This is a genomic window from Variovorax sp. RCC_210, assembly GCF_041355175.1.
Classification (GTDB): Bacteria; Pseudomonadota; Gammaproteobacteria; order Burkholderiales; family Burkholderiaceae_C; genus Variovorax.
In genome coordinates, this window is the sequence record NZ_JBFUPJ010000004.1 from 78643 (window position 1) to 100604 (window position 21962).

General features: G+C 69.9%; 18 protein-coding genes. 10 read left to right on the plus strand and 8 right to left on the minus strand.

Annotated features, from left to right (window positions below; genetic code table 11):
• Window positions 1-102: 102 nt before the first annotated feature.
• The 4 genes from AB6807_RS15220 to AB6807_RS15235 are packed head-to-tail and all read left to right on the plus strand — an operon-like array spanning window position 103 to window position 3501.
• The gene (locus tag AB6807_RS15220; protein WP_371085232.1) at window positions 103-1023 is read left to right on the plus strand and encodes a branched-chain amino acid ABC transporter permease; all 921 of its coding nucleotides are present in this window, start codon (window positions 103-105) and stop codon (window positions 1021-1023) included.
• Window positions 1020-2021, plus strand: a complete 1002-nt coding sequence (locus AB6807_RS15225; RefSeq protein WP_371085233.1) for a branched-chain amino acid ABC transporter permease — start codon at window positions 1020-1022, stop codon at window positions 2019-2021. Before AB6807_RS15220 ends, AB6807_RS15225 begins: the two co-directional genes overlap by 4 nt.
• The gene (locus AB6807_RS15230; RefSeq protein ID WP_116912516.1) at window positions 2018-2773 is read left to right on the plus strand and encodes an ABC transporter ATP-binding protein; all 756 of its coding nucleotides are present in this window, start codon (window positions 2018-2020) and stop codon (window positions 2771-2773) included. Before AB6807_RS15225 ends, AB6807_RS15230 begins: the two co-directional genes overlap by 4 nt.
• Window positions 2770-3501 carry an ABC transporter ATP-binding protein gene (locus AB6807_RS15235; RefSeq protein WP_371085234.1) on the plus strand — a complete coding sequence of 244 codons (732 nt, stop codon included), beginning with the start codon at window positions 2770-2772 and terminating at the stop codon, window positions 3499-3501. Before AB6807_RS15230 ends, AB6807_RS15235 begins: the two co-directional genes overlap by 4 nt.
• A gap of 24 nt (window positions 3502-3525) precedes the next feature.
• On the opposite strand, the gene AB6807_RS15240 is transcribed toward AB6807_RS15235, so the two are convergent.
• Window positions 3526-4257 carry a hypothetical protein gene (locus AB6807_RS15240; protein ID WP_371085235.1) on the minus strand — a complete coding sequence of 244 codons (732 nt, stop codon included), beginning with the start codon at window positions 4255-4257 and terminating at the stop codon, window positions 3526-3528.
• Window positions 4258-4465: 208 nt separating this feature from the next.
• On the opposite strand from AB6807_RS15240, the gene AB6807_RS15245 reads away from it, so the two are divergent.
• Window positions 4466-4999 (plus strand): hypothetical protein, encoded by a 534-nt coding sequence (locus tag AB6807_RS15245; RefSeq protein WP_371085236.1) that lies wholly within the window; start codon window positions 4466-4468, stop codon window positions 4997-4999.
• Window positions 4996-5694, plus strand: a complete 699-nt coding sequence (locus AB6807_RS15250) for a hypothetical protein (protein WP_371085237.1) — start codon at window positions 4996-4998, stop codon at window positions 5692-5694. The genes AB6807_RS15245 and AB6807_RS15250 overlap by 4 nt, the downstream gene beginning before the upstream one ends.
• On the opposite strand, the gene AB6807_RS15255 is transcribed toward AB6807_RS15250, so the two are convergent.
• Complete coding sequence (locus AB6807_RS15255) at window positions 5660-6940, minus strand: multidrug effflux MFS transporter (RefSeq protein WP_371085238.1); 1281 nt, start codon at window positions 6938-6940, stop codon at window positions 5660-5662. The two genes, AB6807_RS15250 and AB6807_RS15255, sit on opposite strands and share 35 nt — an antisense overlap.
• A gap of 86 nt (window positions 6941-7026) precedes the next feature.
• Here AB6807_RS15255 and AB6807_RS15260 point away from each other — a divergent pair, with 86 nt between their 5' ends.
• Window positions 7027-8034: an AraC family transcriptional regulator gene (locus tag AB6807_RS15260; protein ID WP_371085239.1), complete on the plus strand. Its 1008-nt coding sequence runs from the start codon at window positions 7027-7029 to the stop codon at window positions 8032-8034.
• Between the two features lie 4 nt (window positions 8035-8038).
• Here AB6807_RS15260 and AB6807_RS15265 read toward each other — a convergent pair whose 3' ends face one another.
• The 6 genes from AB6807_RS15265 to AB6807_RS15290 all read right to left on the minus strand — a co-directional run bounded on the left by AB6807_RS15265 (window position 8039) and on the right by AB6807_RS15290 (window position 17160).
• Window positions 8039-8392 (minus strand): hypothetical protein, encoded by a 354-nt coding sequence (locus AB6807_RS15265; RefSeq protein ID WP_371085240.1) that lies wholly within the window; start codon window positions 8390-8392, stop codon window positions 8039-8041.
• A 26-nt stretch (window positions 8393-8418) separates the two neighbouring features.
• Window positions 8419-8883 (minus strand): FecR domain-containing protein, encoded by a 465-nt coding sequence (locus AB6807_RS15270; RefSeq protein ID WP_371085241.1) that lies wholly within the window; start codon window positions 8881-8883, stop codon window positions 8419-8421.
• A gap of 13 nt (window positions 8884-8896) precedes the next feature.
• Window positions 8897-12778 carry a beta strand repeat-containing protein gene (locus tag AB6807_RS15275; RefSeq protein WP_371085242.1) on the minus strand — a complete coding sequence of 1294 codons (3882 nt, stop codon included), beginning with the start codon at window positions 12776-12778 and terminating at the stop codon, window positions 8897-8899.
• Window positions 12779-12870: 92 nt separating this feature from the next.
• Window positions 12871-14532 carry a ShlB/FhaC/HecB family hemolysin secretion/activation protein gene (locus tag AB6807_RS15280; protein WP_371085243.1) on the minus strand — a complete coding sequence of 554 codons (1662 nt, stop codon included), beginning with the start codon at window positions 14530-14532 and terminating at the stop codon, window positions 12871-12873.
• 199 nt (window positions 14533-14731) lie between these two features.
• Window positions 14732-16189 (minus strand): SulP family inorganic anion transporter, encoded by a 1458-nt coding sequence (locus tag AB6807_RS15285; protein ID WP_371085244.1) that lies wholly within the window; start codon window positions 16187-16189, stop codon window positions 14732-14734.
• A 266-nt stretch (window positions 16190-16455) separates the two neighbouring features.
• Complete coding sequence (locus AB6807_RS15290) at window positions 16456-17160, minus strand: SDR family oxidoreductase (RefSeq protein WP_116912524.1); 705 nt, start codon at window positions 17158-17160, stop codon at window positions 16456-16458.
• Window positions 17161-17375: 215 nt separating this feature from the next.
• Between AB6807_RS15290 and AB6807_RS15295 the strand changes: the two genes are divergently transcribed.
• The 3 genes from AB6807_RS15295 (at window position 17376) to AB6807_RS15305 (ending at window position 21839) form a co-directional block, all read left to right on the plus strand.
• Window positions 17376-18044, plus strand: coding sequence for an RNA polymerase sigma factor (locus AB6807_RS15295; protein ID WP_371085245.1), 669 nt, complete (start codon window positions 17376-17378; stop codon window positions 18042-18044).
• Entirely contained in the window at window positions 18041-19120 is a 1080-nt protein-coding gene (locus AB6807_RS15300) for a FecR domain-containing protein (protein WP_371085246.1), read from the plus strand. The genes AB6807_RS15295 and AB6807_RS15300 overlap by 4 nt, the downstream gene beginning before the upstream one ends.
• 223 nt (window positions 19121-19343) lie before the next feature.
• Window positions 19344-21839 carry a TonB-dependent siderophore receptor gene (locus AB6807_RS15305; protein ID WP_371085247.1) on the plus strand — a complete coding sequence of 832 codons (2496 nt, stop codon included), beginning with the start codon at window positions 19344-19346 and terminating at the stop codon, window positions 21837-21839.
• Window positions 21840-21962: the final 123 nt, after the last annotated feature.

The following is a 21962-nucleotide window of genomic DNA, read 5'->3' on the forward strand; positions in this document are numbered from 1 at the left end:
TCGCTTCTCCTTCCCCCTACCGGGGGCAACACCTGAGGCCCGGCGAAGCCGGTTCCTCGGTGTTCCTCGAATGACAATGCAGGCACACCTGTTGGTTCTTCTATGAGTGGAATTCTTGTTCTAGAGCAGCTGCTCAACGGCCTCGGCTACGGGCTGATGCTGTTCCTGCTGGCCGCGGGGCTCACGCTGGTGTTCGGCATCATGGACGTGCTGAACCTCGCGCACGGCTCGCTGTTCATGGCGGGCGCCTACGTGGCGGCCGAGGCGCACACGCGCACGGGCTCGTTCACCGCGGCCATCGTCATCGCGGTGGCGGTCACGGTGATGGTGGCGCTGCTGCTCGAGGTGCTGCTGATGCGCCGCCTCTACACGCGCGACCACCTGGCACAGGTGCTCGCGACCTTCGGCGTGATCCTGGTGGCCGACGACATCGTGACGATGGCGTGGGGACCCTCGCCGGTGATGGCGCCGACGCCCGCCGCGCTCTCCGGGCCGGTCAACCTGATGGACGGGCTGCCCTACCCCTCGTACCGGCTGGTGATCCTGGTCGGCGGGCTTCTGGTGGCGCTGGCGCTGTACCTGCTGGTGAACCACACGCGCATCGGCATGCGTGTGCGCGCGGGCGCGTCGGACCGGCCGATGGCCGAGCTGATGGGCGTGCGCGTGGGCCGCATCTTCAACGGCGTGTTCCTGCTGGGCGCGGCGCTGGCCGCGCTGGCGGGCGCGCTCATGGGGCCGATCGTCGCGGTGCAGGTGGGCATGGGCGAGGCCATCCTGATTCCGGCGCTGGTGGTGCTGGTGATCGGCGGCATCGGTTCGGTGCGCGGCGCCTTCGTGGCCGCGCTGCTGGTGGGCGTGGTCGACACCATCGGCCGCGCATTCGTGCCGATGCTGCTGCGCGCCACGCTGCCGCCGGCCACCGCGGCCGACCTGGGGCCGCTGTTTGCCGAAGTCGCGATGTACGCGCTGATGGTGGTCGTCCTCATCTTCCGGCCCTCCGGTCTTTTCTCGGCGCGCGCATGAAGCCTTCTCTTCTGTCATCTCCTCGTTACCTGGGCCTCGGGCTGCTGCTGGTGCTGCTGGCGGTGTTTCCGCTGGTGGCGCCGCTGTTCGGGCTGGAGTTCTACATCGGCTTCGTGCGGCGCGTGCTCGTCGTGGCGCTCGCGGCCGCGAGCCTCAACTTCGTTCTCGGCTTCGGCGGCATGGTGGCGCTGGGGCACGCGGGCTTCATCGGCGTGGGCGCGTACACGCTGGTGGCGCTGAGCGAGGCGGGCGTGGTGTCGGGCTGGCTGCTGTGGCCGGCCGCGGCGCTGGTCGCGGGCGCGGTGGCCGCGCTGATCGGCACGGTGGCGCTGCGCACGCGCGGCGTGTACTTCATCATGACCACGCTGGCCTTCGCGCAGATGCTGTACTTCGTGGTGGTGTCGCTGCGCCGCTATGGCGGCGACGACGGCTACACGCTCATGAGCCGGCCCGTGCTGCTGCCGGGGCTGGACCTGGGCAACGAGGCCAACTTCTACTGGGTGGTGCTGGTGATCGTGGCGCTGGCGCTGTGGTGGCTGCACCGCGCCACGCAGTCGCGCTTCGGCCACGCGCTCATGGGCATCCGCGACAACGAGACGCGCATGCGCGCGCTGGGCTACCCGGTGTTCCGGCTGCAGCTGGTGGCCTTCGCCATCGCGGGCGCCATCGCCGGCCTTGCGGGCGCGCTGCTGGCGGGCGGTAACGGCTTCGTGAGCCCGGCGACCATGCACTGGACGCAGTCGGCCACGCTGCTGGTGATGGTGGTCATCGGCGGGCTGGGGCGCAGCTGGGGCGGGCCCGTGGGCGCGGTCGTGTGGCTGCTGCTCGAAGAGGTGCTCAAGCAGCACACCGACCATTGGCACATGCCGCTCGGGCTGCTGTTGATCGCCGTCGCGCTGTGGGCACCGAAGGGGCTGGCCGCCTTGTACAAGCGCCGCGTGCCCACCACCCTGACCCCGACGCTCTCGACCGAAGCCAAGGCGGGCAACGCACCATGAGCCTTTTCAGAATCGAAGGGTTGGTCAAGCGCTTCGGCGGCCTGCTGGCGACCGACCATGTGAACCTCACCGTGGAGCGCGGCGAAGTGCATGCGCTCATCGGGCCGAACGGCGCGGGCAAGACCACGCTGGTGAACCTGATCACCGGGCTGCTGAAGGCCGACGCCGGCCGGCTGCTGCTCGACGAGAAGGACATCACCGCGCTGAAGGACCACCAGCGCGTGGCCGCGGGCATGTCGCGCTGCTTCCAGGTGACGCGCGTGTTCCCGAAAGAGACCGTGCACGACAACCTGATGCTCGCCGCGCAGGCCCATGCGGGCAGCAGCCTGCGCTTCCTGGCGCCGCGCGCGAAGGAGCGCGGCCTGGTCGACCGTGCGGTGGCGCTGGCCGACCGCGTCGGGCTGGGCAACGAACGCGCGCGCATCGCGGGCACGCTGCCGCACGGCGCGCAGCGCGCGCTCGACGTGGCGCTGGCGCTCGCCGCTGAACCCAAGCTGCTGTTGCTCGACGAGCCCATGGCCGGCATGGGCCCCGACGAATCCGCGCGCATGGTGGAGCTGATCGAGTCGCTGCGTGCGTCGATGGCCATCCTGCTGATCGAGCACGACATGGACGCCGTGTTCCGCCTGGCCGACCGCCTCACGGTGCTGGTGCAGGGCAAGGTGCTGATGAGCGGCACCGCCGACGAAGTGCGCGGCCACCCCGACGTGCAGGCCGTGTACCTGGGTACCGAGGCAGAAGGACATTCATGAGCGCGGCATCCACATTGCTCGAAGCGAAATCCATCGAGGCCGGCTACGGCGCCAGCCAGGTGCTGTTCGGCATCGACATCGACATCCGCCCCGGCGAGGTGCTGGCCCTGCTGGGGCGCAACGGCATGGGCAAGAGCACGCTGCTGAAGGTGCTGACCGGCACGCTCTCGCCGATGCGCGGCAGCGTGCACTTCGGCGGCGCGGCCATCGGCGGGCCTGACAAGTCGATGAAGCCCGATGCCATCGCGCGGCGCGGCGTGGCCATCGTGCCCGAGGGGCGGCATGTGTTCCCGAACCTGAGCGTGGAAGAACACCTGCGCGCCTTCGCGCGGCCGCGCCCGGGCAGCGCGCCGCGCTGGACGGTCGAGGCGCTGTACGGGCTGTTTCCGCGCCTCGCGGAGCGCAAGGCCAACGCGGGCAACCAGCTCTCGGGCGGCGAGCAGCAGATGCTGGCCATTGCGCGCGCGCTGTCGACGCACCCGCGCCTGCTGATCCTCGATGAAGCCACCGAAGGGCTGGCACCGGTCATCCGCGAGGAGATCTGGCATTGCATCGCCACGCTGAAAGCCGAGGGCGAAGCGATCCTGGTGGTCGACAAGTACGTGCAGCGCCTGCTGCCGCTGGCGAACCGGCACGTGATCCTGGAGCGCGGGCGGGTGGTGTGGCAGGGGGACTCGGCGGCGCTGGACGCCGATCGGTCCTTGTGGACGCGGTACCTGGGGGTGTAAGTCCGTTGGCGGCTGCCGCTCGTCTCAGGCGCCGTCCCCGTCTTCGGTCAGCAGCAGATCGATCTGCGCCTTGATCCTCGCCTTGTCCGCTTCGTAGAACACGGGCGGAATCTCCAGCCAGGCACGCCGGCCGCCCGGCAGGCGTATCGGAATGCGGTCGTGCAACGGCGTGTCCCCCGCAGCCTGGTGCTCGGGTTGTGGCTCGGGTTGTGGCTCGCGCTGCGGAGGATGCGGCGCGGAACCGGCGTCCGCCTCTGGCGCCTCGGTACGCTCCGCGGGCTCGGGTGCATCGAAGTAACGCGCGAAATCCACGGACCGCTGCAACACCTCGGCCAGCGCCGTCGCGGCAGCCGGCAGGAATCCACGCTGCAGCAGCTCGGCGTTCAGCTCGCTCTCCACGGGGAGGCCTGCCGGATGCGCATCCAGCAACTCCGCGAACAGGGGCGGCGTTCGCAGGAAGCGCAACATGAAGGCGCGACGCAGTTCTTCCGACGACGCAAACCGGAACGCTTCGACGTCCCTGCTGACCGCGAGCACGCCGTCGCGCGGGCGTTCGAGCAGGCCGTAGTAGCGCAGCGACGCCAGCGCGCTCAACGCAGCGCCGTTGTTCGCGGAGTTGTACCCGATGTGCTGCGCGATCTCGTCGGTGGACGCGGGGCGCAGTCGCTCCTTGTCATAGGCTTTCATCGCCCGGTCCAGCGCTTCGTCCAACGCCATCGAGGGCGCGCGTGGGCTCTTTTTTCGGGGTTCGGCCATCGTGGTTCCGTTTCAGAACGTCTGGGAAAACAGGAGTCAATTGTATGTTTAAACTTATTTAAGTATATTGAAAACTTAGTTTTGGAATTTATACGCAGCTTCAGGCGATTTTCAGCAATTTCTTTTTTCCAGAAACACGAAAATTCCTGCTACCGTTTGTCCAGCGTGCGCATAACCGTCTTTTTCCAGTTTCCAGAAAGAGGAATCCATGGCCGGCAACAACAGCAAGCAACTCGCGCTCAAGCCGCAGGACCTGTTGCTGGTCCTGAAGGTGGCGGTCAACCCGGGAAAGGATTTCCTGCTGGTCGACCTGGCAAGCGAGCTCGGCATCGCCGTGTCGTTGATCCACGGTTCGGCGCGCCGCGCCGAGCAGGCCCGCTTGCTCAGCCGGGCATCCGGCTCGCTGCGAGCGTCGAAGCCCGCCGTGAGGGAATTCGTGATGTACGGCGCGAAGTACAGCTTTCCGGGGCAGCTCGGCGCGATGGTGCGCGGGTTGCCCACGGCCATCGGCGGACCCGTGCTGGCCCCGCTGTTCGAAGGGTCCGCGAACCTGCCGCCGGTGTGGCCCGACACAGAGGGCGGTAGCTGGGGGCCGGGCCTCACCGCGCTGCATCCCGGCGTGCCCGCCGCCGCGAGGCTGGACCCCAAGCTCTATGCCGTGCTCTCGTTGTTCGACGCCGTCAGGGTGGGTGCGGCCAGGGAACGCGAAATGGCGCTGGAACGGCTGGGCGAACTGCTGTGAGCTTGCAAGACCCGAACGTCACCATCGTCGAGCTGGTCGCGCAGGCGCTGGGGCCGCTGCGGGAAGAGCTGGTGCTGGTCGGCGGCTGCTCGGTCGGCTTGCTCATCACCGACCGCGGCCGCCCACCCGTTCGACAGACCATCGATGTCGACCTGGTGGCGGAGGTGGCGTCCATCGGCGCGTACTACCAGGCGCTGATTCCCAAGCTCCGGGCCCAGGGCTTCCGGGAATGCCCCGACGAGGCGAACATGTGCCGCTGGAAGCACGGCGACCTCGTTCTCGACGTGATGCCCTCGCACGAGCACGTGCTGGGGCACTCCACGAACCGCTGGTATGCGGAGGTCGTCAGGTCGGCCACGAAGCTGCGGCTTCCGAGCGCGCTCGAGATCCTGGTGGTGTCCGCGCCGCTGTTCGTCGCGACCAAGCTCGTGGCCTTCCACGGCCGCGGCAACGGCGACTACATGCACCACGACATGGAAGACATCGTCAACCTGGTCGATGGCCGCATCGAGCTTTGCGGCGAGGTCGACGAGGCGCCGGAGGCCGCGAAGGCTTTCATACGGGAAGAGTTCGACGCGCTGCTGGCCGACGAATCGTTCGTCGACCAGCTGCCCATGTTCTTCCGGCCCGACGCCGCCGACCAGGGCCGCGTGCCGGGCCTCATCGGCAAGCTTCGGAGGCTGGCGGGACTTTGACCGAAGGCTCTAGTGAAGGCGCAAGCACGGGCGCCAAGACAGGCGGCGCACCCAACCCACGCAAAGCCAGCACCACCACCGCGAACGAACACCCCGCGATCCCCGCCACCATCGGCAGCGGCGTGCCATCGGCGAACGGCGACACCAGCGCCACCACCACCGCGCCGCCCGCGAAGTTCAAGGTACCGAGCAAGGCAGACGCGGTGCCCGCGCGCGCCGCGTGCCCTTCCATCGCCACCACGAAGGCCGAGGGCACGATCACGCCGTTCAGGCCGTACACCACCATCAGCAGCGCGACCAGCACGCCGAGCCGGTCGACGCCCGCCAGCGTCAGCACCAGCAGCACCGCCGCGACTCCGGCATGCACGGCGACCGCGGTGCGCAGCACGCGCCGGATGCCGAAGCGCGCGGCGAGCCGGGCGTTGAATTGCGAGGCGGCGATCATCGACACGGCATTGAGCGCGAACAGCACCGCGTACAGGCGCGGCGACACGCCGAAGTGCGTGCTCATCACGAACGACGAATTGGCCACGTAGACGAAAAAGCCCGACAGCGTGAGCGAGGCCATGAAGGCCACGGCCAGGAAATGCCGGTCGCGCAGCAGCACGCCGTAGCCCGCCATGGCACCGCGCAGGCTGCTCTGCGCGCGCGCCGCGGGCGGGCGTGTTTCGGGCAGCAGCGCCGCCACCATCGCCACGGCCAGCACCGCGAGCGCGCCGATCACCCAGAACACGGCGCGCCAGCCGGCCGCCTCGGCCACGAGGCTGCCCACCAGCGGCGCGAGGATGGGCGACACGCTGTAGACTAGGATCAGCAGCGACATGAGCCGCGCCGCCTCGGTGCCGGTGTGCAGGTCGCGCACCACGGCGCGCGGCGTGACCATGCACGCGCAGGCGCCGAGCCCCTGCAGGAAGCGAAAGGCGATGAGCGTGCCGATGCCCGGCGCCAGCGCGCAGCCGATGCTGGCCAGCACGAACACCGCCAGGCCCACGTACATCGGCCGCTTGCGCCCGAACATGTCCGACAGCGGCCCCGCCACCAGCTGGCCCGCGCCGGTGGCGATGAAGAAGGCCATCAGGCTGGCCTGCACCGCATGCGCATCGGCGCCCAGCGCGCGGCCGATGGCGGGCAGCGCGGGCAGGTACATGTCGATGGCGCTGGGGCCGATGGCGGTGAGCAGGCCCAGCACGATGGCGTAGCGGGACAGTGGGGCCCTGGAGGTGTCGGAGGTGTCGGAAGTGGTCATGCGCCCATGCTCGCGCTTGGCGCTGAATGATTGAATAATCAAAATAGCGCTTTTCCTATTCAACCGTACACAAAGAGCCAAAGACCATGGATCCGCTGTCCGATGTGTTGTCGATGCTCACGGTGAGCAGCACGCTGTCTTCGCGCTTCGAGGCGCGCGGGCGCTGGGGCTTTCGGTATCCGCGCTATGCCTCGCACATCAAGCTGGGCTGCGTGCTCACGGGGCGGCTGCGGATGCAGATCGAAAACACGGCAGATGCCGCGGCCGATGTCGTCTCCATGGCGGCCGGCGACTTCTACCTGCTGACCAACGGCCAGCCCTTCATGGCGTGCAGCGACCCGCCGGGCCCCTTGCAGGACGGCGTGCAGGCCAGCCGTGACCACCGCGGCGCCGACGGCGTGATGCGCTTCGAGGGCCACGGCACAGGCAGCGAGACGGAAGGCGACGAGGCCAGCGCCCCGATGGTCACCATGGCCACCGGCCGCTTCACGCTCGACGGCGAAGCGGGCGAGCTGCTGCTGCGCCACCTGCCGCCGCTCATCCACCTGCGCGCCAGCGACCCGGGCACGCGACCGCTCGCGGGGCTGCTCGACCTGATGAGCTGGGAAACGGCCGAGCTGCGCCCCGGCGCCTCCATCGCGCGCACCCACCTCGCGGCGCTGGTGCTGGTGCAGGCGCTGCGCGTGTACCTGGCGAACGCGCCGCAGCCCGAGGGCTGGCTGGGTGCGATGGCCGACGCGCGCATCGGCCAGGCGCTGTCGCGCATGCACGGCGACATCGCGCAGCCGTGGACGGTGGAGCGGCTGGCGCACACCGCGGGCATGTCGCGCACGGCCTTCGCGGTGCGCTTCAAGGCGCTGACCGGATCGACCCCGCTGGAGTACCTGGGCGGCTGGCGCATGACGGTGGCGCGCAACGCGCTGCGCCACAGCGACGAAGGCATCGCGCGCATCGCTGAGCGCATCGGCTACCAGTCGGAAACGGCGTTCAGCGCGGCCTTCAAGCGCGAGATCGGCGAGAGCCCGGGGCGCTTTCGCACGCGGGCGCGGGCGCAACATCCGGCGCATCCGCCACGGCCACAAGCCGCGGCGTGAGCGCTCAGCGCACCTCGCAGTCGACGGCGTTCGACTTGGGCCCGCTGGAACTGCCCGTGACCGTCGGGGGTGCGCTGAACGCGGGCGGCAGCGTGAACTGCAGGCCGGGGTTCTTCGGCACGACCACCGGCGCCTGCACCGGCGTGGGTGTGAAGCCGAACTGGCCTGGGGCAAAGGTCTGGCTGCCGCCCTTGTTGGTCACGTTGATCAGCCCGTCGATCACCTGCACGTACAGGCCCGGCGGCAGCGGCGGGGTCGAGACAGGGGTCTTGGGCAGCGCCTGCTGCGCCAGGGCAGGCATCGCGGCGGTGGCCAGCACGGCAAGCGCTGCAGGCAGGGCAAGGAAGCGTTTTTTCATCGGTGTCTCGCGAAGGTGAGTGCGGTTCACGGCTGCTGCAGGGACACGACCATGCTGGCGTTGCCCTTGAGCGCGCCCATGGGCGTGTTGATGACGGTGGCGTCCTTGCTGCGCTGGCCCACCGCGCCAGCGGTGCTGCGGAAACCGCCCTGCGCCAGGCCGAGCTCGATGCCGTCGCGCTGCGGCTGCGCGGCGTCGTAGCTGTAGCGCGTGACCACCAGCATCGACTGCGGCTGCAGCACCAGCTCGGCACCGTCGCTGAACTTCAGTTGCGCGTAGGCGCGGCTCTCGGTGGTCAGCGTGTCGCCCTGGCGGATCTGCGAGTCCACGGCCAGCAGCCGGGTGGCGCCTTCGGCCGTGCGAACGACCAGCACGCCCGAGAGGTTGGCGACGGTGCCCACCACCGGCGACGCACCCTGGGCCTGGGCCGCGCCCATGAGGGCGAACGAGGCGAAGGCCAGCAGGCCTGCGAGGAATGGGGTTGCTTTCATGCGTGGGTCTGCCTCAGTTGCAATACATCTTCTTGGCGGGCTCGTTCACGGTGCCGGTCTTCGATCCGGCGCTGTTCGTGTCGCTGTTCGTGTCGCTGTTCGTGTCGCTCTTTGTGTCACCGCCGGACCCCGACGCCGACGTACCACCCGGCGTCGCGGTCTTCTTCGTGTCCAGGAACGCCACCTGGTCGAAATCGGTCTTGGGCTGCGACGCGACCACGGTCTTGATGACCTCGTCGGCCGCCTGCTGCACCGGCTTGACCGGCTGGGACGCGGTCGGCGGCGACAGCACCTGGCACAGCGCCGAGTTCGGGGCGATGGTGCAGATGTCGGCCGACGGCGCGGGTGCAGGCACCGGCGCGGGCGGCAGCGTGGCGACCGGCGGCGACGGGCACCCCGGCAGCAACGGGCTCACCGTGCACATGGCCACGCTGGGCAGCCGGGCCGAGCAGCCGTCCAGCATGCTGTTGGCCACGCACTGCGCCAGCGTCGGCAGCACGCTGTCGCAACCGGGCAGCGCGGCGTTCGACGTGCACACGCCAACGGACGGCAGCACGGCGGCCGTGGCGCGCGCCACGGTGCCCTCGCTCGCGCCGGCCGCGGGGTAGCTCACGCTCAGCGTGGCCGTGCTGCTGGCCGACGCGAGGCCGGGCGCGTTGACCTGCGCGAAGGTGCCGCTGCCGGCGCCACGCGCCACCACGAAGTCGGCCATGGCGCCGTTCGCCGGCATGAAGCCACCGAGCGTGCCCAGGTTCAACGTGCCGCCCAGCGTGGCCGCGCCGTCGATGTCGAGCAGGTCGACGCCGTCGCTGCCCAGGCGAATGTTCAGCACGCCGTTGGCACCCTGCACATAGCTGCCCTGCACGGCGATCCGGCCCAGCGCGTCCGCGCTGCCGGGGGCGACCGTGCCGTTGTTGAACAGCGTGGCGTCGCCGCCCAGCGCGACGGTGCCGCTGCCGGTGATGCTGCCGTTGTTGTAGAGGTGCGTGTCGCCGCTGCCGAGCGTGCTGCCGGGCAGCAGCACGATGGCGCCGTTGTTCGGGTTGTCGGCGCCCATGCGCGCGTCGAGCTCGCCCTCTTCGATGCGCACCGTGCCGCCGGCCAGGTTGGTGAGCGGCGCGGCGGTGCTGCCCACGCCGCTCTTCACCACGGTGCCGCTGTTCAGCAGATGGCCGTTGGCGGGGTTGCGGAACACCGGGCCCGAGTCCGACCCATCGCTCACCAGGCGAACGGTGCCGCCGGCGTCGTTGGTGACCACGCCGGTGGCGGCCAGCCGCAACTGCGAGCCGGGCGACACGGTCAGCGCGGCGCCCGCGCGGTTGTTGAAGGCGCCGCTGCCCTGCAACTCGAGCGTGCCCGGGCCCACCTCGCCGCGCGCGGCACCCGCGGTGCCCACGTTCACGCTGCCCAGGTTGTTCCAGGTCGTGGCGTCGGTCAGCACCCAGCTGGCGTTGTCGGTGATGTTCACCACGTTGCGCGTGGTGAACTGGTGGCCGTTGCCTTGCAGGTAGGTCAGCGGGCCGCCCGACAGCGCAGGCGCCGCCGCGCCGATGTCCACGTCGCCCAGCAGCGTGACCGCGCCGTTCCACGTGACGGCGCCAGCGCCCGAGAACACGACGCCGCTGTTCAGCGCGAGGCCGTAGAACGTGGCGTGCGCGCCGGCCGCCACCTGCACGGTGCCGCCTTGCGTGGAGTGCTGCAGCAGCAACTCGCCCGCGTCCACGCGCAGGGTGCTGCCCGCGGTGTTGGTGATGTCGAAGTAGTTCTGCGCGGCCACGCCGTTCTTCACGATGGTGCCGTTGTTGACGAAGGTGCTCGCAGCCGTCGAACCCACCAGCACGTTGTCGAAGGTGCCCGAGGTGGTGACGGTGCCGTTGTTCTCGAAGCGGTTGCCCGCCTGGTAGACGATGATGGCGCCGTCGCCGCGCACGTCGACGCTGCCGTTGTTCACCCAGGTGGCACCGCCCTGCAGGTCCATCTGGCTGTCGACCACGTTGCCCATGCCCTGCGTGGTGAGCACGCTGGCGTTGCTGGTGGAGACCGAAAGCCCGTGCATCACCAGCGCGCCGTTGCCCTTGCCGAAGCTGAGCGAGGTGCCCAGGTTGACGCTGTCGGCCCACTCGACAGTGCCCATGCCGGTAAAGACGGTGCCCGCGTTGAAGCTGTGGCCGCCAGAGAACGATGCGCTCGACCCCGCGGCCACGTTGAACGTGCCGCTGTGCGTGCCGCTGTGGTCGAACAGCGCGGTGCCGCCGCCCACCGACACGGTGCCCGCGTTGTTCAGCGCGCCCGACAGGGCCGAGCCCGCGCGGTTCACCGCGAGCGTGCCGTTCGCCCCCACGTTGACGGTGTCCGCCACGATGGCCGACGTCGGCATGCTCAGCAAGGTGGTGCCGCCGACGATGTCGAGCGTGCCGTTGCCCGTGCCCTCGCCTTGCGACACCGTCAGCACGCCGCCGTGCAGGTCGAGGTTGGCGTTGAGCTGCGCCGCATGGCTGACCTTGGCGTCTGCGTTCGCCAGGTTGCTGTTCAGGTTGAGCCCGAGCGTGCTCTTGCTGCTGCTGATGGCCGCGTTGATGTAGATGTTGTTGCTCGCGTTGAGCGTGAGCGTCGAGTCGACGGCCCCGGTCTTGACGATGGCCCCGTTCACGGTGATGTCGCCGGCGCCGAACTCGCCCGGGCCCGCGCCCGTGGTGATCGACACGTTGACGCCGTCGTCCAGCTGCGCCTTGATGGTGTTCGCGCCGATGCGCGCGCCGCCTTCGTTCGACACGATGACGCTCTGGCCGTTCTCGATGCCGCCGCTGGTGCCGCTGCCCAGGGAACCGTCCACGATCTCGATGTCGAAGGGGTCGATGTGCCACTCGCCGCCCTTGCCTACCACCGGCGCGTTGACCACGTCGAGCGACTTCTTACCCGAGGTGTCGACGTAGCCGCCGCGGCCCGCGCTGCCGGTGGCCGACACGCGCCCGTCGATGCGGGCCGCGCCGTCGGCGTACAGCTGCACGTTGCCGCCGGTGGTGCCGTTGGCGCTGATGTCGGAGGCAGCGGTGGTCTTCAGGTCGCCCGAGGCGCGCAGGAACACGCGCCCGCCTTCACGCACCACGCTGTCGGCGTTGATGCTGCCGCTGTTGCTCACCAGGCCCGCCGCGAGGCCGATGCGACCCGCTTCCGCCGCGATGCGCCCCAAGTTCTTCACCTCGCCGGCCGCGCCGGTGATGGCCACCGAGACGCCGGGCGTGCCGGTGTCCACCAGCTGCACGTTCTGCCCCGCCGCCAGCAGCACTTCGCCGTTGGGCGCGTTCAGCGTGCCGGTGTTGGTGACGCGGGGCGCCACCAGGTAGATGCTGCCGCCGCTGGCCGCGGTGATGGTGCCGGCGTTGCGCACTTCACCCGCCGGACCCGCCGCGCCTGCCGTGCCCCCGGCCTTGAAGTTCAGCCGGCCCGCCAGGAAGTCGCTGTCGCTCACGTTGAGCGTGCTCGCGATGAAGCTGCCCACGTCGATGCGCGCGCCCTGGCCCACCATGATCCCGGCCGGGTTGATGAGCCACAGCGCGCCGTTGGCCTTGATCTGCCCGTAGATCTGCGAGGGGTCGCCGCCGGTGGTGCGCGCCAGCAGCGCCGCGGCGGCGCCGGGCTGGCGAATGTCGACCAGCGCGCCCGCGCCCACATTGAAGGTGGCGAAGTTGACCAGCGCCTGCGGCGTGAGCTGCTGGATGTTGAGCGTGCTGCCGTTCTGCACGATCGACACATTGCCCGAGCCGACGTTCCAGCCCGTGGGCAGCGCGCCCACCGCGAGCTGCGCATGCACGGGCGCGCCGGCCGCCGCGCACAGGGCCGCGATGGTGAGCGGGAGGAGCCGAAGCCGGGGCGGGAGTTTGGAGTGCGAGCGCATGGTGGTCGTCTGCCTGAGGTTCTAGGAGGCCGAATCGGTCGACGGGATCAACGGGATCAACGGGATCAAAGGGATCAAAGGGATCAGCGGTTTCAGAACGCCACCATGGCGCTCAGGTGGGCGCGCCAGTCGCCGCGCTTCTCGGTGAAGGCATTGCCGGCGTCGTTGACGCGGGCGATGTCCAGCCGCAGGTTGAAGCTGCGTCCCCACGCGTAGCGCGCGCCGACGCCCATGCTCGCCACCGTGACGTGGCTGGGCACCAGCGTGCCGGCGGTGCGCTTGTTGGCGCCGTAGCCGGCGTCGTAGAAAGCCAGCAGGCGCAGTTGGCCTGGTATGCCGAGGTTGCCGGCCGGCCCGCCCAGCTCGGGCGTGTAGAGCTCGGCATTGGCGACGAGGCCGCTGTCGGCCGCCACCGCGCGCTCCTGGAAGCCGCGCACCAGCGACAGGCCCGTGAGCCCGAACTGCTCGCCCGCCACCAGCGGCGCGTTGGCGTACTGCGCGCTGCCGTTCAGGCGCAGCTGCCAGTCGTTCGACAGGCCCTTGAACCACGAGGCCGCGCCGTGCAGCACCACGAAGCCGTCGCGCGTGTCGCGGTTGCCGGGCGTGAGGTACGAGTAGCGGTCGGTGCGCCCGTCGAGGTTGGTGTAGCGCGTGCCGCTCGCCAGGTTGCGCGACACGCCCAGGCTGTAGCCCGGCGTCTCGCCCACGCTCTCGCGCTGGCCGACGTAGGTGAGGCTCAGCGGCGCGGTCACGTAGGGCACGCAGGCCGCGATGGGCGGCGTCGGCGGCGCGATGCTCACCTCTTGCCCGCCCACGTCGCAGCGCGAGTCGATGCGCTTGCGGTCGATGCCCAGCACCAGCTTCGCGCTGCTTTCGCCGCTGCGGCCCAGGAAGTGGTTGAAGCGCAGGCCGTAGATGTCGCCCTTGCCGGTAAAGCCCAGTACGCCGCCCAGCGTGGGCGAACTCGCGGGCGAGTTGGCGCTGGACTTGCCGTAGACGAAGTCGATGCTGTCGCCCAGGGCGTACAGCGGAATGCGATAGCCCAGCGAGTACAGCTCCAGCCGCATGCCCGAGGGGCTGTCGGGCGAGGTGGTGTACGCGAGCGTGCCGACGTGGTCGCGGTCGAACAGGTTGGCGTGCTGCAGCGCCACGCCGGTGCGCCAGCGGCCGCTGGCGGGCGTGCCGGTGTTGTCCAGCGTGGCGATCACGCGCAGCGGGTCGTTGTCGGTCACGGCTACCTTGGCGTCCAGGGTGCCGGGGGCGGCGCCGTCTCCCAGCGTCACGCCCACCTGCTTGGCCGGGTTGTCGTTGGCCAGCTGCACCGAGCCCGAAATCGCGCGCAGGTCGGGCACGCGGCCCGGCTGCAGCGCGGGCAGGCTGGCGCGGATGTTCTGCTCGCTGAAGCGGGTGTTGCCGCTGACGGTGACCTTGCCGATGACGGCCTGCGTCACCTTCAGCGTGACGATGCCGCCCGTGAGCTCCTGCTCGGGCACCGACACCTTCACCGTGCTGTAGCCGGCCTGCGCATAGGCCTGTTGCAGCGCATCGACCGCGCGCTGGATGTCGCCGTAGGCGCGGCCCGGGCCGGCGATGCCGCCGACCAGGCGCTGCACTTCGGCGGCGCCGAGCAGCGTGTCGCCCTCGACCTGGAAGCGCGCGATGTCGAAGCGCTCGCCCTGCGCATGGGCCGCGGTGCCGCCCAGGACGGCCATCGCCACCGTGGCGGCCACGCCGCATCGAACCCACTGTCTCATCAAGCTTCGGCTCATTTCTTCTTCCAGCTACACCGTGGGCTGAACAAATGAGGCGCGAGGGCAGCGATGTTCAGAATCGCTGCCAATAGTAATCAGGTGTAAACAAAAGGCTGAATTTCTGACGAAATCCAGCCTGTAAAGCACCGGTTTTGTTTCAATTTGTTGCCGAGCGGCAACGTGTCGACCAGCTTCTACAGCCTCAGTCGGGCGCCGCGTCCAGCTGCAGCACGAGGTCCCGGCTGGCCTGGTTCATGCCGGTGACGTCCACCGTGCTGCCGTGCTTGCGCAGGCGCTCGACCACCTTCTTCAGCGCGGCCACGCCCGTCACGTCCCAGAAATGCGCCTGCGACACGTCGATGCGCACCGGCGCGGCGTCGATCTCGCGCACGTCGAAGGCGTCCACCAGCATGTCGGCCGAGGCGAAGAACACCTGGCCCGTGACCCGGTACACGAGGGCACCGTCGGCTTCTTTCACTGCCTGCACGTTCAGCAGCCGCGCCACCTTGAACGTGAAGAACACGCCGCTCAGCATCACGCCCACGGCCACGCCCGCCGCCAGGTTGTCGGTGCCCACCGTGACGGCCACCGTCGCGAGCATCACCGCGCTGGACATGCGCGGGTGGCGCACCAGCGTGCGCAGCGAGCCCCAGTCGAAGGTCGATGCCGACACCATCACCATGATGGCCACCAGCGCCGCCACCGGCACCTGCGACACCCAGGGCTTGAGCAGCACCATCAACACCAGCAGGAACGCGCCCGCGAACAGCGTCGACAGCCGGCCGCGCCCGCCGTAGCGCACGTTGCTCACGGTCTGGCCGATCATTCCGCAGCCCGCGATGCCGCCGAAGAAGCTGGCCGCCACGTTGGCCACGCCCAGGCCGCTGCACTCGCGGTTCTTCGAGCTGGGCGTGTCGGTGAGCTCGTCGACCACGCTGGCCGTCATCATCGATTCGAGCAGCCCGACCATCGCGATGGCGAAGGCGGGCAGCGCGATGATGCGCAGCGTGTCGAGCGTGAACGGCACCTGCGGCAGCGCGAAGGCCGGCAATGCGCTCGGCAGCTGGCCCAGATCGGCCACCGTCTTCAACGGCAGGCCCAGCCAGTGGCCCGCCAGCGTGACCACCACGATGCACACCAGCGGCGAGGGCACGGCCGTGGTGAGGCGCGGCAGCAGGTAGATCACCGCCAGCCCGAGCCCCACCATGGCCCAGGTCGCCATGTTGGCGCCGATGAAGTGCGGCATCTGCGCCGCGAAGATCAGGACGGCCAGCGCGTTGACGAAGCCCGTGCGCACCGACGACGACACGAAGCGCATCAGCACGCCCAGGCGCAGCAGGCCGAACACGATCTGCATCGCGCCCGCGAGCACGCCGGCCGCCAGCAGGTACGGCAGGCCGTGCGCGTGCACCAGCGGCGCTGCCACCAGGGCCACCGAGCCCGCCGCGGCCGACACCATGGCCGGCCGCCCGCCCGTGAAGGCGATGACGATGCCGATGATGAAAGAAGCGAACAGCCCGACCGCCGGATCGACCCCGGCCACGAACGAGAAGGCGATGACCTCGGGAATGAGCGCGAAGGTGGCGACGGCGCCGGCCATCAGCTCGCGGGGAATGCTGGGACACCACGCGGTGCGCAAGCGACTGGGTTGGGAAGACATGAGGAAGAAGGAAAGCAGCCCGCATGCCGCCGGCAAAGCGTGCGCGGCGGTGCGGGACAGGTGCATGACAGGGGCTGGTGAACCGCAGCGAGGGTCACCGCGAGGGTTGCCGCGGAAGTCCGCGGCGTGCGTCAGTGCACCGGCGTCAAGGAGGCGTCGGCCGCGAGCAGCCGGACTGGCGGCGGCGAATGGGAAAGCGGGGCATCCTCGGGCACATGGGGCGCGATTCTAGGCAGCGGGGCCTTTCCTTTGCCCGCCGCCGGGCTTCACACCGAGCGCGTGATGCCGCCGTCCACCCGCAGGTTCTGCCCCGTGATGTAGCCGCCGCCTTCGGACGCCAAGAAGCCGATGACGGCCGCGATCTCGCTGCTCTTGCCGTAGCGGCCCATCGGAATGCGCGCGCGGAACTCGGCCTTCTCGGGCAGGCTGTCGATGAAGCCGGGCAGCACGTTGTTCATGCGCACGTTGTGCTCGGCGTACTTGTCGGCGAACAGCTTGGTGAACGCCGCCAGGCCCGCGCGGAACACGCCCGAGGTCGGGAACACCGGGTCGGGCTCGAAGGCCGCGAAGGTCGAGATGTTGATGATGCTGCCGCCGCCCTGCTTCACCATCAGCGGCGCCACCAGCCGCGCGGGGCGCACCGCGCTCAGCAGGTACACGTCCATGCCGCGGTGCCAGTCCTCGTCGGTGATGTCCAGGATGGGGGCGCGCGGGCCGTGGCCGGCGCTGTTGACCAGCACGTCGACGCGGCCCCACTCGCCGCTCACGCGGTCCACCAGGCGCTTGACGTCGTCGTTCGACTGGTTGGAGCCTGTCACGCCGATGCCGCCCAGCTCGGCGGCCAGCGCCTCGCCCTTGCCGGACGACGAAAGAATGGCGACGCGAAAGCCGTCTTCGGCCAGCTTGCGCGCCGCGGCGGCGCCCATGCCGCTGCCGCCGGCGGTGACGATGGCTACTTTTTGATCTGACATGCGGGGTTCCTTGGTTGGCGATGAACTCCCGAATTTAGCCAAGGATCGCCATTCGGCCGTCGATACAATCGCCGCCGGTTTCTCACCGCCCCCAGACATCCGCACGTAGCCAGGCCCGTCCGCCCCTCGCCGTTCCCCACGGCGCAGGGGACCGCCAATCCGGATCAAGGTGCTTTCCCCGCCCTTCTCAAGATTGCCTGGCTGCCCGCGTGCCCATGTTCCTCCCCGCCAACGACCCCGACGACCCGGCCGGCGCCGAAAGCCAGCTCGCCAGCCTGTACGCACGCTGGCGCAAGCCGCTGGTGCGCCTGTTTCGCGGGCGCCTGGGCCAGCACGACAAGGCCGAGGACGCCGCGCAGGACGTCTTCGTGCGCATGGCCGTCGCGCGCAAGTCGCTCGCGCCCGACGAAGAAGCCCCCTACCTGCGCACCACGGCACGCAGCGTGGCGCTCGACGCATGGCGCCGCGACGGCCGCGGCGAAGGCCCCGAGCTCGTGTCGATGGAAACCGCCGGCCCCGAGCTGGCCGCGCTGCCCGCGGACGAGCGCCAGTCGCCGCTCGAACTCGCCGCGCACCGCGAGCGCCTGCAGCGGCTGGACGCCGCCGTGGCCGAGCTGCCCGAGCGCCAGCGGCAGGCCTTCCTGCTCAACCGCATCGACGGCCTGAGCCACGACGAGGTGGCCGCGGCCATGGGCATTTCCGCGCGCATGGTGGCCAAGCACCTGAACCGCGCGATGGCCTACTGCCAGCTGCGCGTGAAGTACCCGAGCCTGCAGCAGATGACGCAGCTGCACGTGCAGGACGACGCCCACGACGCACGCGATGCCCACGATTCCACCGACTCCCGCGATGCCGGCGCCGAAGAGCGCCAGGAGGCCCCATGACCGCGACGGCTGAGACTCCCCCGGGCCTGTCCCCGCAGGCGCTCGTCGCCCTGCACGAGACGGCCGCCGCGTGGTTCATGCGGCGCCACGAAACCAGCTGGACCGGCAGCGACGAGCGCGCGCTGAACGCCTGGCTGGCGGCCGACCCGCTGCACCGCGAGGTCTACGACGGCATGGCGCTCACCAGCCACGACCTGCACCAGATTCCGCTGGCCGCGGACCGGTCCTGGCGCACGGCTGCCGCACCGGCTGCACCTGCCGCACTTGCCGCACCCGCCACGCGCGCGACATCTGGAAAGACCGACGTGCGCCGTGCTCGTCGCGGATCGGCCCGCACGCTTTCCACCGGCTTCGCCGCACTCGCCGCCTTTGCCGTCGTGGCGCTGGTCGGCGGCTACGGCCTGCACCGCTGGGCGGACACCGCCACCTTCACCACCGAGGTCGCGACCGCCCACGGCGAGACCCGTCGCGTCGACCTGCCCGACGGCAGCCACGTCGCGCTCAACACCGACAGCACCCTGCGGGTGCGCTACTTTCCGCGCCGCCGCGAGGTGGCGCTCGAACGGGGCGAGGCCTTCTTCGAGGTGGCGCCCGACACCGGCCGCCCCTTCACCGTGGACAGCGGCGCCAGCCAGGTCAAGGTGGTGGGCACCGCCTTCAACGTGCGCGCCGCGCCGCCGGAGATCGTCGTCAAGGTGCGCTCGGGCCGGGTCGAGGTGCGACCGGACCGCGACGCGCGCGAGCCGCAGGTGCTGGTGCTGGGGCCCGGTGCCGGCGTGGCCATCGACCCCGCCACGCGCGCGCACCGCGGCGTGCCGGCCGATGCCGCCACGGTCGGCGACTGGCGCACCGGCCAGATCCAGTTCCAGCGCACGCCGCTGGGCGAGGTGGCGCAGGAGCTGTCGCGCTACCTGGGCCGGCCGGTGGTGCTCGCCAGCGCCGACCTGGCGCTGCAACCCATCTCGGGCGTCGCGGCCACGGCCACGCCCGAGGCCTTCCTGCAGGCCCTGCCCGGCCTGCTGCCGCTGCGCGTGCAGCAGCAGCCCGACGGCAGCTGGCGCATTGCCCGGAAGTGAACGGGCGCCGGCGAATTCATTTCGCTTTTTTCAAGCACGCCGGGTTCTGACTTTCGCGGAACCTGCGTTCTATACCTGTGAGGGCCGCGAATGCTTCGCCCCCTCCCGACTGCCAGCCAAGCAGCTCGACGGCCCCTCGCCTTCGTTCTCTCCAGCCAACGGTCTCCCTCACCGGCGCGGGCACAGCCACGCGCGGACCGACGAACGAACAGGAACACAAGAGATGCGAGCAAGGAATTTGAAGGGCGCCGTGGCGCGGGGTGCATTGGCCACGGGCCTGCGCGCCGGGGCAGGCGCCTCGCGGGCGACCATGGCGGCGGTGTCGGCGGGCGTGCTGACCCTGCTGGCGGCGGCCGGCACCGTGCACGCGCAGCCGCAGCCGCAGCCCCAGCAGGTTCGCGTGCAGTTCGACATTGCCGCCCAGCCGCTGCCGGCCGCGCTGCGCGCCTTCGCCAGCCAGGCCCGCCAGCAGCTGCTGTTCGACGAAGACAAGCTCGCCCGCCTGCGCGCACCGGCGCTCGCCGGCAGCTACACCCCGCGCGAGGCGCTCGAGCGGCTGCTGGCCGGCACCGGCATCGTGGCCACGCAGTCGAGCCCGGGCTTCTTCACGCTCAAGGACGCGCCCGTGGCCACCGGCGCCGACCTGCCGCCCGTGACCGTGACAGCCACCGGCGACAACACCAGCGAAGGCACCGGCTCCTACGCGGCGCGCGCGAGCAGCAGCGCGACGCGCATGAACCTGTCGCTGCGCGAAACGCCGCAGTCGGTCAGTGTCATCACGCGCCAGCAGATGGACGACCAGGCGCTCACCAACGTGCCCGAGATCCTGGAGAAGACCGTGGGCGTCACCGTGGGGCGCAACGACAGCGAGCGTTCGACCTTCTACGCGCGCGGCTTCACGATCGAGAACTTCCAGTTCGACGGCGTGCCCAACACCATGGACAGCGCCAGCCAGTACACCACCTCGCTGGGCGACAGCGCCATCTACGACCGGGTGGAAATCGTGAAGGGCGCCACCGGCCTGCTCACCGGCGCGGGCAACCCGTCGGCCACCATCAACCTGGTGCGCAAGCGCCCCACGCCGGAGTTCGAGGCCTCGGTGTCGGCCGGCATCGGCTCGTGGAACAAGGTGCGCAGCGTGGCCGACATCTCGGGCCCGCTGAACGCGAGCGGCAGCGTGCGCGGGCGGCTGGTGGCCGCGGCGCAGAACGCCGACTCGTACGTGAACAACTACGGGCGCGACACGCGCAACCTGTACGGCATCGTCGAGGTCGACCTGGCGCCGCGCACGCTGCTCACGCTGGGCGTGGACCACATGGAAACGCGCGCCCACGGCGCCAGCTACGGCCACATTCCGCTGTTCTTCAGCGACGGGCGGCAGACGCATTTTTCGCGCCGCTGGAACCCGGCCACCAACTGGAGCTACTGGAACAACGAGAGCACCAACCTGTTCAGCACGCTGAAGCACGAGTTCGGCGACGGCTGGAAGCTCGATCTCTCCGCCAGCCGCCTGCGCCAGTCGCGCGACGTGGAGGTGGGCGCCGCCAGCTACGGCTCGCTCGACGCCTTCACCGGCGCGGGGCTGAACGTGCTGTCGGCCAAGATTCCGACCGACGCCACTACCATCGCGGTGAACCTGGCGCTGTCGGGCCCCTTCCAGCTGTTCGGCCGCGAGCATGAGCTGTCGATGGGCCTGGGCTGGTCGCGCCAGACGCGCGGCGCGCCGGGCTACACGAGCGACTTCAGCCCGGTGCCCAACTACTTCGCGTGGGACGGCAACTTCGCCCGGCCCGACTTCATGCTGAAGGAACAGCGCACGACGCGCATCGCCGAAAAGGGCGCCTTCGCCGCGGTGCGCCTGCGCCCGGCGGACGACTGGTCGGTCATCCTGGGCACGCGCGTGAGCTGGTACAAGCTGCACGACAGCACGCTCGGGCTGGACGGCAGCTACAGCGTGGCCGACGACCTGAGCGTGAGCCACAAGACCATTCCGTACGCGGGCGTGGTGTACGACGTCAACCGCCAGTGGTCGCTGTACGCGAGCTACACCGACATCTTCAACCCGCAGACTTTCTACAAGGACGCCTCCGAGCGCGCGCTGGCGCCGCTGACCGGGCAGGCGGCCGAGGTGGGCATCAAGGGCGAGCTGCTCGACCGCCGGCTCAACACCAGCCTGGCGCTCTTCTACGTGAAGCAGAAGAACGCGGCGCAGTACGTCGGCAGCAGCGACACCACGGGCAACGAGGTCTACAAGGCGGTGAACGGCATCACCAGCAAGGGGCTGGAGCTGGAGGTGTCGGGGCAGCTCACGCCGGCGTGGAACATCGCGGGCGGCTACACCTTCCGCATGTCGCGCATTCCGCCGCAGCCCGATGAAATTTTGAGTGCGGTCAACACCAACCAGCCCAAGCACCTGGTGAAGCTGAGCACCAGCTACAGGCTGCCGGGCGACTGGAGCCGGCTGACCGTGGGCGGCTCGCTGTCGTGGCAGAGCCGCACCTACTACCAGGCCTCCGATGGCACCGGCTTCCGCGCGGACCAGCCGTCTTACGCACTGGTCGGCCTGATGGCGCGCTACGAGTTCGACCGCCACCTGAGCCTGGCGCTGAACATCAACAACCTGCTCGACAAGACCTACATGCCGGGGCTGGGCTCCTATGGCACCGGGGTTTACGGGGATCCGCGCAATGTGCTGCTGACGGTGAACTACAAGTTCTGATTTTGGAAGGCAGGGAGCGGCGCTGCTGTTCAGGGCGTGTGAACAGGCCGCCGGGTACTTCCCTCCGCGAATGTCCCCCGCTTCGCTCCTCCTTTATTTCGCTGCGGGAAGCACCCGACGCCC

Excerpts from the sequence above, each read along its gene's own strand:
- AB6807_RS15220 (WP_371085232.1), top strand. The coding sequence starts at position 103 with ATGAGTGGAATTCTTGTTCTAGAGCAGCTGCTCAACGGCCTCGGCTAC.
- AB6807_RS15225 (WP_371085233.1), top strand. The coding sequence starts at position 1,020 with ATGAAGCCTTCTCTTCTGTCATCTCCTCGTTACCTGGGCCTCGGGCTG.
- AB6807_RS15230 (WP_116912516.1), top strand. The coding sequence starts at position 2,018 with ATGAGCCTTTTCAGAATCGAAGGGTTGGTCAAGCGCTTCGGCGGCCTG.
- AB6807_RS15235 (WP_371085234.1), top strand. The coding sequence starts at position 2,770 with ATGAGCGCGGCATCCACATTGCTCGAAGCGAAATCCATCGAGGCCGGC.
- AB6807_RS15240 (WP_371085235.1), bottom strand. The coding sequence starts at position 4,257 with ATGGCCGAACCCCGAAAAAAGAGCCCACGCGCGCCCTCGATGGCGTTG.
- AB6807_RS15245 (WP_371085236.1), top strand. The coding sequence starts at position 4,466 with ATGGCCGGCAACAACAGCAAGCAACTCGCGCTCAAGCCGCAGGACCTG.
- AB6807_RS15255 (WP_371085238.1), bottom strand. The coding sequence starts at position 6,940 with ATGACCACTTCCGACACCTCCGACACCTCCAGGGCCCCACTGTCCCGC.
- AB6807_RS15260 (WP_371085239.1), top strand. The coding sequence starts at position 7,027 with ATGGATCCGCTGTCCGATGTGTTGTCGATGCTCACGGTGAGCAGCACG.
- AB6807_RS15265 (WP_371085240.1), bottom strand. The coding sequence starts at position 8,392 with ATGAAAAAACGCTTCCTTGCCCTGCCTGCAGCGCTTGCCGTGCTGGCC.
- AB6807_RS15270 (WP_371085241.1), bottom strand. The coding sequence starts at position 8,883 with ATGAAAGCAACCCCATTCCTCGCAGGCCTGCTGGCCTTCGCCTCGTTC.
- AB6807_RS15275 (WP_371085242.1), bottom strand. The coding sequence starts at position 12,778 with ATGCGCTCGCACTCCAAACTCCCGCCCCGGCTTCGGCTCCTCCCGCTC.
- AB6807_RS15280 (WP_371085243.1), bottom strand. The coding sequence starts at position 14,532 with ATGAGACAGTGGGTTCGATGCGGCGTGGCCGCCACGGTGGCGATGGCC.
- AB6807_RS15285 (WP_371085244.1), bottom strand. The coding sequence starts at position 16,189 with ATGTCTTCCCAACCCAGTCGCTTGCGCACCGCGTGGTGTCCCAGCATT.
- AB6807_RS15290 (WP_116912524.1), bottom strand. The coding sequence starts at position 17,160 with ATGTCAGATCAAAAAGTAGCCATCGTCACCGCCGGCGGCAGCGGCATG.
- AB6807_RS15295 (WP_371085245.1), top strand. The coding sequence starts at position 17,376 with ATGTTCCTCCCCGCCAACGACCCCGACGACCCGGCCGGCGCCGAAAGC.
- AB6807_RS15300 (WP_371085246.1), top strand. The coding sequence starts at position 18,041 with ATGACCGCGACGGCTGAGACTCCCCCGGGCCTGTCCCCGCAGGCGCTC.
- AB6807_RS15305 (WP_371085247.1), top strand. The coding sequence starts at position 19,344 with ATGCGAGCAAGGAATTTGAAGGGCGCCGTGGCGCGGGGTGCATTGGCC.